The 14670-nt window shown below is 38.6% G+C and carries 12 protein-coding genes; all 12 read right to left on the bottom strand.

Features of this window, described 5'->3' with window-relative positions:
• Nucleotides 1–31: 31 nt before the first annotated feature.
• Nucleotides 32–1390: an 8-oxoguanine deaminase gene (locus tag ID741_RS16995; RefSeq protein WP_438720910.1), complete on the bottom strand. Its 1359-nt coding sequence runs from the start codon at nucleotides 1388–1390 to the stop codon at nucleotides 32–34.
• Between the two features lie 195 nt (nucleotides 1391–1585).
• The gene (gene selA / locus ID741_RS17000; protein WP_438720911.1) at nucleotides 1586–2968 is read right to left on the bottom strand and encodes an L-seryl-tRNA(Sec) selenium transferase; all 1383 of its coding nucleotides are present in this window, start codon (nucleotides 2966–2968) and stop codon (nucleotides 1586–1588) included.
• A 15-nt stretch (nucleotides 2969–2983) separates the two neighbouring features.
• Nucleotides 2984–4114 carry an aminotransferase class V-fold PLP-dependent enzyme gene (locus ID741_RS17005; RefSeq protein WP_438720912.1) on the bottom strand — a complete coding sequence of 377 codons (1131 nt, stop codon included), beginning with the start codon at nucleotides 4112–4114 and terminating at the stop codon, nucleotides 2984–2986.
• A gap of 1 nt (nucleotide 4115) precedes the next feature.
• Nucleotides 4116–6008: a selenocysteine-specific translation elongation factor gene (gene selB / locus ID741_RS17010; protein WP_438720913.1), complete on the bottom strand. Its 1893-nt coding sequence runs from the start codon at nucleotides 6006–6008 to the stop codon at nucleotides 4116–4118.
• 1 nt (nucleotide 6009) lies between these two features.
• The gene (locus ID741_RS17015; RefSeq protein ID WP_438720914.1) at nucleotides 6010–6276 is read right to left on the bottom strand and encodes a DUF3343 domain-containing protein; all 267 of its coding nucleotides are present in this window, start codon (nucleotides 6274–6276) and stop codon (nucleotides 6010–6012) included.
• A gap of 25 nt (nucleotides 6277–6301) precedes the next feature.
• Nucleotides 6302–6910: a sulfurtransferase-like selenium metabolism protein YedF gene (gene yedF / locus ID741_RS17020; protein ID WP_218325538.1), complete on the bottom strand. Its 609-nt coding sequence runs from the start codon at nucleotides 6908–6910 to the stop codon at nucleotides 6302–6304.
• Nucleotides 6911–6924: 14 nt separating this feature from the next.
• Nucleotides 6925–7947 (bottom strand): selenide, water dikinase SelD, encoded by a 1023-nt coding sequence (selD, locus tag ID741_RS17025; protein WP_438720915.1) that lies wholly within the window; start codon nucleotides 7945–7947, stop codon nucleotides 6925–6927.
• A gap of 407 nt (nucleotides 7948–8354) precedes the next feature.
• Entirely contained in the window at nucleotides 8355–9509 is a 1155-nt protein-coding gene (gene fucO / locus ID741_RS17030; protein ID WP_438720916.1) for a lactaldehyde reductase, read from the bottom strand.
• A gap of 13 nt (nucleotides 9510–9522) precedes the next feature.
• The gene (locus ID741_RS17035; protein ID WP_218325535.1) at nucleotides 9523–10086 is read right to left on the bottom strand and encodes a hypothetical protein; all 564 of its coding nucleotides are present in this window, start codon (nucleotides 10084–10086) and stop codon (nucleotides 9523–9525) included.
• 11 nt (nucleotides 10087–10097) lie between these two features.
• Nucleotides 10098–12152: a BglG family transcription antiterminator gene (locus ID741_RS17040; protein WP_438720917.1), complete on the bottom strand. Its 2055-nt coding sequence runs from the start codon at nucleotides 12150–12152 to the stop codon at nucleotides 10098–10100.
• A gap of 33 nt (nucleotides 12153–12185) precedes the next feature.
• Nucleotides 12186–13232 (bottom strand): 2-hydroxyacid dehydrogenase, encoded by a 1047-nt coding sequence (locus ID741_RS17045; RefSeq protein ID WP_438720918.1) that lies wholly within the window; start codon nucleotides 13230–13232, stop codon nucleotides 12186–12188.
• Nucleotides 13233–14648 carry a PTS galactitol transporter subunit IIC gene (locus tag ID741_RS17050; protein ID WP_438720919.1) on the bottom strand — a complete coding sequence of 472 codons (1416 nt, stop codon included), beginning with the start codon at nucleotides 14646–14648 and terminating at the stop codon, nucleotides 13233–13235. It abuts the gene before it with no gap.
• Nucleotides 14649–14670: the final 22 nt, after the last annotated feature.

Below are 14670 nucleotides of genomic sequence, written 5' to 3' on the forward strand. Positions count from 1 at the left end.
CAAAAATAGCTTTGACAGCAGTTTACCACATTTATTTACGAGCTAAAAACTGATAATCAACTGCATTAGCTTTTTCAGCCATTTCTCTTTCATCAACGTTAACTAACTGCCCATCACGCACCACTACTTTACCGGCAACAACGGTATTGGCTACTGAATTTTTCCAACCAACTGTTCCTAGTAGAGATTTCGGATCTTGCAAGGTACCGACTAAAGCCAAGTTTCTAGTGTCAATCATAAATAAGTCACCGGCTTTACCAACTTCTAATGAGCCAATATCTTTTCGACCCAGTAAAGTTGCACTACCTCGTGTAGCCATCTTCAAAATATCATAACCAGTCGGCGCTTTAGTAGAAGAATTTAAGCGATGCAGTAGATAACTCACCCGCAAATCTTCCAATAAATTCGAGCCATCATTGCTGGCAGAACCATCAACACCTAGTCCCACCGGCACGCCTAATTCTAACATCCGCGGCACTTTACAAATACCTGAAGACAATTTCATATTAGAACATGGACAGTGAGCTACCCCTGTCTGAGTTTTTGCCAAAAATTTCAATTCATCATCATTAAAGAAAATTCCGTGGGCATACCAGACATCGCTACCGGTCCAACCTAAAGTCTCCATAAATTCTAACGGACGCATATTATAATGTTCTTTTACATAGACTTCTTCATCCATTGTTTCCGCTAAATGAGTGTGCAACCGCACCCCTAAATGACGCGCTAATTTTGCCGTTTCTTTCATTAAATCAGTGGTAACACTAAAAGGTGAGCACGGAGCCAAAACCACTTGATGCATTGAAAACTCAGCAGGATCGTGGAATTTTTTGACGAGACGTTCTGAATCTTTCAAAATCGTGTCAATATCCTGCACGACAGAATCTGGTGGCAAGCCTCCATCTTTTTTGCTCAAATCCATACTGCCTCGCGCCGCGTGTAATCGCATCCCCAGCTGATCAGCACTAGCAAACTGGGCTTCCATGATACCACTTTCGCTACCTTGCGGAAAAACATAATGATGATCGAAAGCCGTGGTGCAACCAGTCTTCAATAATTCTCCCAAACCCGTCATGGTAGAATAATAAATCACTTCGTCATCTAAATTTTTCCACAACTCATACAAATAAACCAACCAATCAAACAATTCCATGTTTTGCACATCAGGTAAATTCCGGGTAAATGTTTGATACAAATGATGATGGGTATTGACTAGACCGGGATAAACCAAGTGATGGCTGGCATCAATTTCTTCATCGGCGGTTTGATGATCCGGTCCGATATACGTAATGACACCGTTTTCAATTAAGAGATTGACATTTTCCAACACGCGGTCTTGATCATCACAAGTCACCATCGTCTTGGCATTCTTGATTAAAAGCTTCGACATTTTTTTCTCGCCTCCTGTTTAAAATTACACGTTCATCTTATCACAAATAATTCAGGTTGTATAAATATTTTTTTGACAAAAAAATTATTTTTATCCTTTATTTATGGCTAAAATAACAAAAAAGCGAGCTTTAAAATGAAGCAAATAATCAGATCTCATTCCTGACTTACTTCAAATTAAACTCACTTCTTATTTTTATGCAAACATTTCTGCAATTTCTGCCGCTATTACATCAAAATCAGCTATTTCAATCGTTCTTAAATCCAAATAATTCCTTTCATTTTTCACTCGCGAAATAATCGGTACTTTTTGCTCACGTAGTTTGGTTTGTAATTCATCGGCAGTATCCGTCTGACTTTTTAGTGTTACCGCAAATGTTGGTAGCAGGTGCTCAGGGTAAGAACCACCGCCGATTTTACTATCGTCTGGTAAGACTTCCGCTTGTAGTTGGTCAGAAATATCAACTAATTTCTCTTTTAAAGCCTGTGCTTTTTCAGCGATTTCTTCTGGTTTTTGGGCAATCATTCTGAGTGTTGGAATCTCCCGAATTGCTTCCTTTTCATCCAAATAAAGACTTAAAGTTGCTTCCAAAGCTGCCAAGGTCATCTTATCAATTCGAATTGCCCGCAACAATTGATTTTTCTTCATTTGTTCAATATATTTTTTCTTACCAACAATAATACCAGCTTGTGGTCCACCCAATAATTTATCACCACTGAAGGTTACGATGTCGGCACCCAATTTTAGGACTTCACGAATGGATGGTTCATATGGCAACCCAAATTGACGCATATCAATCAATAAACCTGAGCCCAAATCATCAATCAAAGGAAGCCCCTGTTCTTTAGCTAATTCAGCTAACTCTGCCAAATCCGCCTTCGCTGTAAAACCGATAATCCGATAGTTACTAGTGTGAACTTTTAATAAGGCACCTGTGTTTTCATTGACACCTTCACGAAAATCTTTAATGTGGGTGCGATTGGTGGTACCGACTTCAACAATTTCACCGCCTGCCGCCGTCACTACCTCAGGAATCCGAAAAGCACCACCGATTTCGACTAATTCTCCACGAGAAACTAAGACTTCTTTTTGATCAGCCAGTGTATTTAGCGCTAGTAAAACCGCAGCCGCATTATTGTTCACGACAATCACATCTTCAGCACCTGTTAATTTTTGAATCACCGAAACTAAGTGACTATAACGGGAGCCTCGTTGCCCGTTTGATAAATCAAATTCCAAATTTGAATAATTGAAACTGACTTCATTTAATTGTTGTCGCACTCGCTCAGATAGATTGGAACGCCCTAGATTGGTGTGTAATATCGTACCGGTAGCGTTGATTACCCGCTTGAAGGAATATTGATGTTTATCTAATTCATCTAAAGTCAAAGCGATAATTTCTTGTTCACTAGGCGCTTCAGTCATGTCACCAGCTAAAACTGCCTGCCGAATTTCCTCCAAAATTTTCTGTAATTTTTCTTTAACTTTCGAATGAGTTAATTCTTCGGTTGGAATCTGTTTTAATAACAAATCAACACTCGGTAATTGCGCTAAAATTTTCTGTATTTGGTTTGCCATACTTGCCTGTCCTTTCTAACGTTGCGCTAAATCTTTCAAAGCTTCAATCGCTAAAACGACTTCAGCCTTAGTGGTAAAACGTGAAAACGAAAAACGAACGGTGCCGCGATCGGCTGTGCCTATCGCTTCATGCATCAAGGGTGCACAATGATAACCTGGTCGTGTAGCAATTTCAAATTCCGACCACAATAAATCACTCACGATTGCCGATTCCGCATCTTTGATATTTAATGAAAAAACATCTACCCGTGGTTTGGTAAAATCACCATATAAAGTAACCTCTGGCATTTTTTGTAGTTCAGTGACAAATAATTCTCCCAAATCATTGGATTGATAGGGATTTTCTAGCAGCCAAGCGACACTAGCCCCTAAACCAGCAATCCCAGGTACATTTACAGTGCCGGCTTCTAATAACGTCGGCAAGCGCTTGGGCTGTGTCTTAGAAAAACTTTGCATCCCATCGCCACCAGTTAAAACCGGCTCTAATGGTAAATCTTTTTTCAAACAAACACCACCCGTTCCCTGCGGACCATATAAACTTTTATGACCAGTAAAACATAACGCATCAATGCCCTCATCCGATAAATCAATTGGCACTACACCTGCTGTTTGCGAAGCATCCACCACTAAATATAAATCATGCTCCCGACAGATTTTTTTGATTGCAGCCAAATCAACTAAATTTCCCGTTACATTTGACGCATGGTTGATGACAATTGCTTTGGTTTTTGTAGTTATTTTTTCAACGAACTCCGCTAAATTTAATTCGCCAGTTACAGATGAGCTGCTGACAAAATCTAGCGTTATCCCACTTGTTTCCAGTTGATATAGCGGGCGCAAAACAGAATTGTGTTCCCAGCTAGTTGTAATTACGTGATCACCAGCTTGCAGTAAGCCTTTTAACACTTCATTTAAAGCCACAGTGGCGTTGTTGGTAAAAGCTACTTCGTAATTTTGATTAGCGTGAAAAAGTTTTTTTAGATTTTCCCGTGCTTCATCCACTACTTGATAAGCGTTCAAAGAATAACCGTGGGCGCCACGAGATGGATTTCCATAAGCATCAGCTGACAAAATTTCCGCTACTTTTTTTGCCACAACTGGTGGTTTTTGCAAGGTCGTCGCAGCATTATCGAAATAATAGCCCATTTTATTTCCCCTTTTCTCCTAAAACACGGTAGTTTTCAACACGTTTCGTCACATTTTCTTTATCCAAATATTCTAAAATTAACATGGAGGCTTTACGGCTAGATTGGGTCATGTCACGGAAATCTCCCAGCGTCATTTGCTGGTGTTCAGCAATATATTTTTTAATTAAGTCTATGGCCTCTTGATAAACTTTTTTCAGAATAACAAATTCATGAGTTAAAAAGATAACCCTATCGCCATTCATTGCCTCTAAAACTTCCGGTGCATTTTTATCCAACACTTCTAAGTCTTCTTTTTTAACTGGCGTATAACCACTATCAGCTAACATTTTTTCAATCTTGGCTTGGGCAGCTTCTTGATATTTATTAAATGTGACAGTGAACTCAGCTAAAGCAAGCTTATCATTGGCTGACTTGATTAATTGGTTTTCGGTTAATAATTGCAGCAAAGCAGTAATCTCTTTATCCGATAAATTTTTTCGTAAACGTGAGCGGAACTCTTCAGTTGGAATCCCTTGGCGTAAACGGAATTTCTTATGGTACTCATCAATAATAGCTATTGCTTGTTCTTCTAATTTGGCATAGCTTACTGACGTTAAATAACCGACTTTGGTTTGAATCAACTGATTTTCCGTGACCATCTCTGCCAAAATTTCGGTCAACTCGTTTTGAGCAGTGCCTAGATAATCGGCCAATTCTTTTGCAGTTGTAAATGGTTGTTTTTTATTGGTCATAAAGTCAGCAATAATTTCTTCAGTACTGCCTTCTTCTTTAGCCTTCAAACTTTCTAAGACTTCTACTTTAAAGCGGCGATGCTTGCTTGGTGCAGCATCTAACACTTCACCACCAGCAATCGTCTCCATTGGTGAATAGGCCCGCAAAATAAAATGATCTCGTTCTTTGACAGCCACTTGTTCTTCTAAGCGCAACTGTAAAAAACCTTCTGTCCCAGGAGCAATCCATTCTGCACCTAAAGGAACCGTTCGAGCCATGACTTCTCGCGTGCCGATTAATAACCGCACTCGATCCCATAAGCCAATCCCATTTTCTACTTCTGGCAAACATTTTATTTTAACATCCAACATCCAAGTATCATGTAATTTGTCAGAAATTGACAAAACATCCCCCCGTTGAATCTCATCCTTACTCAAATTAGCTAAATTCAAAGCCGTTCGTTGACCAGGAAAAGCTTCTTCTACATCAGTTTCGTGGACTTGGATATTTCGTACCCGAACTTTTTTTCCTTCTGGATATAGATGCAATTCGGTACCAACCTTAATTGGACCATCCAATAACGTGCCAGTAATAACCGTCCCAAATCCTTTGACACTAAATACCCGATCGACATTGATACGAGCTTGTCCATTTTGGGTAGTTTCACTGATATTTTCCGCATGTGTCTGAATTCTTTCCAGTAATTCAGGAATACCTGTGCCGGTCACAGCGTCAGTTTCGATAATTTCTGCATCAGCTAATGGTGTTTCTTTTAATTGGTCCCGAATGTCGTCAACTACTAGTTCTTTTAAGTCAGGATCAACGGTATCAACTTTAGTCAACACAATCAGAAAATCTCGAATTCCTAACAAGGTTAAAATATCAATATGTTCCTTAGTCTGAGGCATGATACCTTCTTGGGCATCAATCACCAATAACACTAGATTAATTCCCGGAAGCCCAGCTACCATGTTTTTGATGAACTTTTCATGACCAGGAACGTCGACAATTCCTACCCGCATCCCGTTTTTTAAATCTAAATATGCAAAGCCCAAATTAATCGACATGCCGCGCTTTTTCTCTTCCTTCGTGGTATCGGTTTCAATCCCCGTCAAGGCCTTAATCAGCGTGGTTTTCCCGTGGTCGATGTGTCCGGCCGTTCCAATAACAATATTTGCCAAGCTAATCTTCCTCTCTTTTTTGATATGTTGCTTTCAAGCCCTCTTGCTCCCCAATATAATAGCCTTCTGATTTTACTTCAGCCTGTTTTAATAACGCGTCTAACAGCTGATGATTTTCCAAGGGATACTTTAAAGAAAAGCCGCAACTGGCGTAAATCTTTTCCGGAGTGGGAATGATTCGCGCCTGTAGTTGGGCTTCTTTGGCAATTTTTTCAGCTTTCATCGCTTCATGGGTTGAGTAAAAGAGGGCGACGCCAAATTTCTCCATCGCCAAATACTCCTTAAAATAATTTTTATGGTTTCACAATCCGGTCAGATACCCGCATCATTTCGATAATGCGGAACATATTAGTAACTTCACCGACAGCCACTTGATCGGTAATTTCAAAGAAGTTCAAACAAGCACCGCAAGCATAAATTTCTACACCATTATCTTGTAATTTTATCAAATCTTCTACTGAGTCAGAGCCTTCAATCACAGACTGCACACCACCATTGTAGAAAATAATTTTACTAGGTAAAACATCCTGCTCGGTTAATGAATAAATAAACATTTTTAATAAGTTTTTACCTAATTCTTCTGAGCCTTGACCGATCGTGTTAGTGTCAATCACCACAATATAATCGTCAGACTTTGGTGCAACCACAACTTCTTCAGTCACTTCTGGATCAGGAATATCGGTTTCTTCGCCGTTCGCTTTTGAAATTACGACTGTATAATGTTGTGGACTATCTTGGTTCATTTGATAGACATAACCTAATTGATCCGCCATCTTATGCAAGTTCTGTGTAGCAATTTCATTATCGACTAACGTTTCTACGGCTTCATGTTCACGTAAAGCTTTTTTTGTTTCAATAACCGGTAATGGGCAAGCCATTCCTAATGCATTAACTTTAAACATAACCTATTCTCTCCTTAATAAACGATAATATCTTTTTCTTCTCTTGGAATCACCACGCCGAAATCTTCTGCTGGAATACCAGCTGATTGTAGCTCTGAAACTAATTTTTCTGCATCAGCTTCAGGTACTGAAACCAATAAACCACCTGAAGTCTGTGGATCATATAACAATTCTTCAATTCCAAAATCTTTAATCGTGAAATCCATCTTGCTCTCCATATAATTACGATTGCGTTGACCGCCAGCTGTTAAAATAAATTCTTTGGCGGCAGTATAAGCTTCCTCAAAATACGGTAGCTTTTTCGAATAAATTTCAGCGGAGAATTTTTCTCCCACCATCTCATGTAGATGTCCAGCTAAACCAAAACCTGTCACGTCGGTACAACTCGTGATTGGATAATCGCGAATAATATCCATCGCATATTTATTCAAAGTTTCCATTGATTTAGTCGCTTGATTAAAAGCTGCTTCTGATACTTCACCTGCTGAATAGCCGACAGTTAAAATACTAACGCCTAATGGTTTAGTTAAAATTAAATGGTCACCAGCTTGACAAGTGTTATTTTGATAAATTTTATTGGGATCAACAGTGCCTGTCACAGATAAACCATATTTGACTGAATGGTCATGAATTGAATGACCACCGGCTAAAATTGCGCCAGCTTCTTCAACTTTTTCTGCCCCGCCCCGTAAAATTTCTTTTAATATATGTAAATCTTTTTCTTCTGGAAATGCTACGATATTTAAAGCCGATAACACCGTTCCGCCCATCGCATAGACATCACTTAGGGCATTGGCTGCCGCAATTTTTCCAAATAAGTAAGGGTCAGTCACCATCGTTGGGAAAAAATCAACCGTCTGAATAATCGCCAAATCATCTGTTAGTTTAATAACAGCAGCATCATCCGTCGAATCAAAGCCCACTAATAAGTTCTCATTTTTTGACTTAGGTAAATCGGCTAAAAGATCACCTAAATTCCCCGGTCCAATTTTGGCATTACATCCGCCACATACAATTAATTGTTGCACTGATTCCATCTCTGTGCACCCCTTTCCACTGTCATATTATAACAGTTTTATGTGAAATTCTCCACAAAAGATCTCGTTATTAAGATAAGACTCATAGAGTTATGATGGTGCTTTTAATAAGAAAATGCAATACCTTGAATTTACACATAAAGATAGCTCATCGTTGAAATTTATATAAAAGAAGTTTGGTAAGAACACTATTAAGAAGGATCAACTATGAATAACTACAAACAGCTTACTATATTTTAACGATAAATAATATTTGCATTTACAGCTATCGATGATTCAATTTGAAAAATTACTCGTCAAATGGATATAACCTTTTTACGATTTTAAGTGGATGGTATATTGGACTTTACATCTTAAACACCAAAAAAACCGAAAACAATTAAGTTTCCGGCTTTTTTTAACAACTGCTACAACATGTCATTATACAACGCGATAATTTCTTCCACCGTTGTTTCTCGTGGGTTCCCTGGTGTGGTAACATCTTTTAACGCATCTTTAGCAATTTGTGGAATATCTTCTTTCTTCACACCTAATTCCGTCAAGTTTTGCGGAATGCCTACATCAATGCCTAGTTGCTTCACAGCAGAGACAGCTTTTTCTCGCACTTCTGATAGCGGTAATTGATCCGCCCTTGGGATATTAAATTTCTCAGCGATTTCGCGGTATTTCTCGCCAGTAAAACCTTTATTGTAATCCATAATTAGCGGCAATAAAGTTGCGCATGCCACACCGTGGGGAATATTGTACCAGGCACTTAATGGATGGGCCATGCCGTGAACCAAACCTAAACCAACATTCGAAAAGCCCATGCCAGCAATATATTGTCCCAATGCCATCGCTTCTCTAGCAGATTGATCTCCCGCAAAAGATTGACGTAATGAATTCGCAATTATTTCAATCGCTTTAATATGCAACATGTCGCTCATTTCCCAAGCACCCTTAGTTACGAAACCTTCAATCGCGTGGGTCAAAGCATCCATTCCCGTTGCTGCGCATAAACTCTTTGGCATGCCCATCATCATATCGCTGTCGACAAAAGCCACCACCGGAATATCGTGAGGATCGACGCAGACAAATTTGCGATGATTTTTTGCATCAGTAATCACATAATTAATCGTTACTTCTGCTGCTGTACCAGAAGTTGTCGGCACTGCTAAAATCGGCAGACTTTGTTTTTTTGTCGCTGCGGTGCCTTCTAAACTAATCACGTTGGAAAATTCAGGATTTTCAATGATAATTCCAATTGCTTTTGCGGTATCAATCGGTGAGCCGCCGCCAATCGCCACAATATAATCTGCCTTCGCCGCTTTACAAGTTGCAACGCCCGCTTGCACATCTTCAATCGTCGGATTTGGTACAATCCCATCAAAAATTTCATAAGCCAAATCAGCTTCTTGTAAAATAGTTATCACTTTTGTCGCCACTTCAAATTTCAGCAGATCCTTATCCGTCACTACTAAAGCTTTTTTGAAGCCGCGTTTTTTGGCTTCGTTGGCCACTTCGGTGATTGCGCCTTTCCCAAAATAACCTGTTTCATTTAAAATCATGCGATTTACAACCATTTTCTTGCCTCCATTAATATTTATTGTGATAAAAGTCGATAAACTCTAAAGCATCTTTTTTCTTTTTAAAAAAGATTTCTTCGGTTTTTATTGCCGTTTTTAATTTGACACAGAAATTCATACCAACTTTATCTAAGTGCAGACTTTGAATTTGTTGGATCGGAAATAACATAAACTGCCCATCGCTAAAATCTAATAGTAAGTAATGATCGGTGCCGACAATCTGCCCGTTATAAGTAATAAACTGGCGATTGTTCTTGATTTCATCGATTAAACGTTTGTCTAACTTAGCCACTTCAGAAATTTTTTCTATCCCAAAATAACTACGTAAATCTTGCATTACTTCATTTTCTTGTAGTTTTTCTTTTTTCTTTTTCAGGAAATAAAAACCTAAAAATAAAATCAGATACAATCCTGCCAGTATTTGTAAATCTCGTGCTTGCAGATTTTTTTCAATCACGAGTCCGTTAACCATGTATAAAATCAAGATTACCAACGCGCCTTTTAAAAAATAGTTCAGTTGGTATAAGGTTTTATCTAAAGTAACTTTTCTAAGTAAAATGCCTTGTCCACCCATCGTGGTTCCTCCTAACCTTTTTTCGCAATATATTGTTGTATTTCTTTTTCATAGGTCAGCTGCCGAATGTTAGTTAAAAAATCAGCTTCTTTAGCGATTTCGTATAATTTCGTAACTGCTTTCATATGACTTTTTTTATCTTTCGGTGCGACGATGACGATCACATCGACCGTTAAATTTTCCGAAAAATGAATCGGCTGATGGAGCTTTAATAACGACATCCCGACTTTATAGACGCCATCTTCTGGGCCAGCGTGAGGAATTGCGACACCGGGTGCGATAACAAAATAAGGAAATTCTGGATCATAATTTTCAATAATCGTCTCCAAATAATCTTTGTGAATATATCCTTGATTAACTAGTGGTTTACCAGCAATTCTGATGGCTTCGGCTAATGAATCAACTTTCGGATAAATTTGAATATGGGAAACTGGCAATAATTCCACCAGCTCTGGATCGTTTTGACTTTTATTCACTTCCAAAGTGACATTGTTGGTTAAAATATAATTTTGCAAATCATCAACTAAACGCTGAAGATCCGTGACTTCACTGTTTTGTTGGATAATATTTACCAGTTGCGTCACCATCTGATGATTATGATTGCTGGTATTTGGTTGGAAATTAATTCGATTAGTGACTTCATTTTTCAGATTAATTTTCTCTTCATTGCTAAGAAAATGATTGATAAGAAAAACTTCTTTGTTGGTTTTTAGCGGCACCGTTGAAAAAACCACGTCGACTTGGCTCAAATCTTCTTTATAAAACTCTCTTAATGAGACATTTTTGGCGAAACGAATGTTATTGAACAACAGTTTTAATTCGCCAAACAGCAATTTTGAGACCGAAATTCCATGCTGACAAACCACGATCGCATCAATCGTACGCTTAGTTTGTTTTTCCAACTCTTCACTGACAAAACTCAGTAAAATAATCGACAGATAAATCAATTCGCCTTCTGGAAAAGTGATCTTTAAGTATTTTTCAATTCCAGAAATCGAACGTTTCACTAGCGGATGAATATATTCATAATCATCGACGGCTTTCACACTTAAAACTTCATTGTCTGGCAAACCAAATCGAATTCGATAATACGCCGGAATCAAATGCTGATACAAAGCTTGTTCCAACTGGCATTTATCTTTAATATTGGTAATCCCTAACACTTCAAAACTATTAATAAAGCGAATAATTTCTTGCTCCAGCTGCGGATCTTGATAATTCGAGCGAATCTTAATCAAGTTGGTACTCAACAGTTGAATCGAAATAAAATGAATTTCGTTGATGCTGTCTTGCCCCGTAAAAAAGGTCGACAACGCCGTGCCGATTTTTTGATAAAAATCCGGCTCCACCATACGAATATAACCATCTAACAAACCATTCTCTAACGTATTGCCCTGTTTAAAGCGATAGATACACATGGCAATCGTCAAATATAAATCCGTTCGTTTAAACTCAGTAAATTCTAAATCCAAATCCTCTTCCAAAACCTCGATTTTTTGCTTCAAAGTTTCAAAAATTTGCTGATCCATCTTAATCACTTGCAAAATTACTTTTAATTTCGTGGCACTATCTTCAAACTTGCGGATAAATTTAATCCCCAAACGGCGAATGTCACTTTCTTTCCCTTTCAAGAAAAACCCGGTCTTTCGAGAAAAAGAAAGCTCAATCTGCAACTCATCTAAATAGTCACTTTGGAGTTTCTTCTTATCTTTAATCACCGTGTTTTTACTTATCTTTAGCCGCTCGGCCAAAGATTGCAATGTCTCGTGATGATGAAACAAGACGGCTAAATATAAGACAATTAGCCGCTGTTCATCACTAAAATGGAGCTCGGCGACAACACTTTTTAAATACGTTCTGATCTTTTTTTCTTCACCATCAAAAGTTAAGAAAATTCCGACTTTTTTAATGCTACCTAATTGATTTAATTGGAGTTCTTGATTAATTTTTCTAATCCGATAATCAAGTTTCCCTTTCGTCAAACTGAATTTTCTTTCCAGTGAAGTCAGACTGTTGTTGCGATTTGACAAAATCATTTCTAAAAGTTGCACCGCCAAAACATCCATTGGTCTTCCCTCCTTGTTACTGTTAAAGCTTTATTATAATCTAATCAACATATCGCTCACGTTGGTTTCAAAATAATCGTTCAAAACTTCTTTTAGCAAATACGGCGAGCGAGGTATCGCGTCAATCGTGTCTCCTGCAATATGAGAAGTAATCACAATATTATCTAAAGCCAACAATGGGTCGTCTTTTTTAATTGGCTCTTCCCAAACAACGTCCAGCGCAGCACCAGCAATTTTATGATTCTTCAAAGTTTCCACCAAATCGGCTTTATTGACAATATCTGGCCGCGCAGTATTTATCAAATAAGATGACGGTGGCATCAAATCAAATAAATCACGGTTAATCATATTTTTCGTCTCAGGTGTCACTCGCACATGTAGCGAAACAATATCTGCTGTGCGGAATAAATCTGGCAAGTCGACAAAGGTAATCTGCAATCCTTCTGCGGCGATTTTTTCTTGGTCGACAAATGGATCATACGCCAAAACTTCCACGCCTAAAGCATTCAAACGCTTCACAACTAGTTTGCCAATGTATCCTAAACCGACTAAACCGACTTTTAAATTTGCCAAAGTTGTTTTGTAAGGATCATTGGGGAATTGTTTCGGCCAAGCGCCCTGCATCACTTGCTGATGAGCAAAAGCAATATTTCGTGTAATCGCATACATCAAACCAATCGTGAAATCCGCGACTGGCTCGGCATTACGAATCACGTGAATCAAAGGAATTTCTCGCTTCTTGACTTCATCAGTGGCGATATGTTCCAAGCCACCGCGACAAGTGCCGATTAATTTTAACTGCGGTGCAGCTGCCAGCATTGCTTTTGAAATCGGCGCGATATGCACCAATAAATAATCCGCTGTGGCTAATGCTTCCAAAATACCTTCAGGAATTTCCACCGCTTCTGGTCCTTTTTGCTCAATCAATTTAATTTTTTCTTGAAACTGTTCCTTATTTAAATCGGCATACCAGTTAAATTTTTCTATTTCAATTGGTTGTGGGACATTTAGTTGTTGCGCGGCATCGACTAAAGTTTCCCCACTGACTAAACCATCTCCAACTACGACAATTTTGCTCATCTAAACTGCGGCTCCTTTCTCAGCCAAAATTCCGGCTTCTTCTTCCATTTTTGCCATGCTTTCCAAGTAGGCGTGGATTGATTCTTTTTTGATTCTGACAAATAGATACAAAATAATGTAAACCACCACGGTAAGTCCAATCCAGAGTGGATTTTGCGTCATAAAGATCAAGAATAGAATCCCCATAATATGATTGGTCATCACAGCAAAACTACAAATCATCAACGCACCTTCTGGTAAATTCACACCAACATCAACCGCAACTTGGGTAAAAATTGGTGCCACTGCAGTAATAATATACAACCCACCGACACACCAAATCGTGCCACTAATCAATGATTTAAAAATATTCCCATTTGAAATACAAATAATTAATTCAATCATATAAGGAATTGCAATCAAATCGACCATTGGCAAAGTTTGGTTACCAGGTAAGAAAATCGCCAAAAGCAACACGATTGGAATCAATAACATCCCCGTTAAAAGAGTTGCTGTTTCACCATAACCCGCCGCATCATTGATCGCTAAATACCATACACGGTCTTTGCCGCCAGAAGATTTTGCGGTGCCTTTTGATGCATCGGTAATTGCTGTAAATGCCGAAGCAAAAATCCCAGCAATTTTCGGGAAGATCGCCATAATTGCTGAAGTCGAAATCCCGATAATCATAATTTCGCCCCAACCAGTCAAACTATCTAGCCGCATGAAGTTGCCGGCCATCCCTAAACATAAGCCTAAAACAAAGCCTAAAGAAGTTGGTTCTCCTAAAAAGCCTAATTTATCTTGCAAAGTTTCTGGATTCCAACGAACTTTATTAGCACCTAATTTTGTCAACAGAAAATCCATCAATAAAGCTAAAGGTACCGAACAAATATGATGTGGCGCACTCATGGTACAACGAGGATAACCATAGTAAATTGACCATCTTTTCGCCACAATTTCGGTAAAAGTTAAACAGTAAAGATTAGATAAGACCATCAAACCAATTGACAACCACAAATTGCCGGTAGAAATATACAACATCGAACCCCAAAGCATGAAAGAATAATTATTCCACAAATCAGACGGCATAAAAATATCGGTAAATTTAATAATAAATAAAACTGCCTGTAATACTAAACCTAGCGCCAAGAAAATCATACCGACCTGTGTCGAGTAAGCCACCACACTTGTCGCCTGCCAACCAGTATCCAAAATCCTTAAATTTACACCAGTTGTTTCCACCATCCGATTAATCGCGGGTGTCACAATCGGCGTGTACGCACCGATAATCATATTAAAACCAGTCAATCCGATTCCGGCATTCAACGCTTTTTTTGGCTTCACTTTCATGATTAAAGCAATAAAAAAGATAATCACTGGTACAACGATTGCCGCACCAAAGGCATCCATTATAGATGATAAAATATTTAGCATGTCATCGATCCTTCTTTCTTAA

It is taken from the genome of Enterococcus sp. AZ103 (assembly GCF_051714685.1).
Classification (GTDB): Bacteria; Bacillota; Bacilli; order Lactobacillales; family Enterococcaceae; genus Enterococcus_A; species Enterococcus_A alishanensis.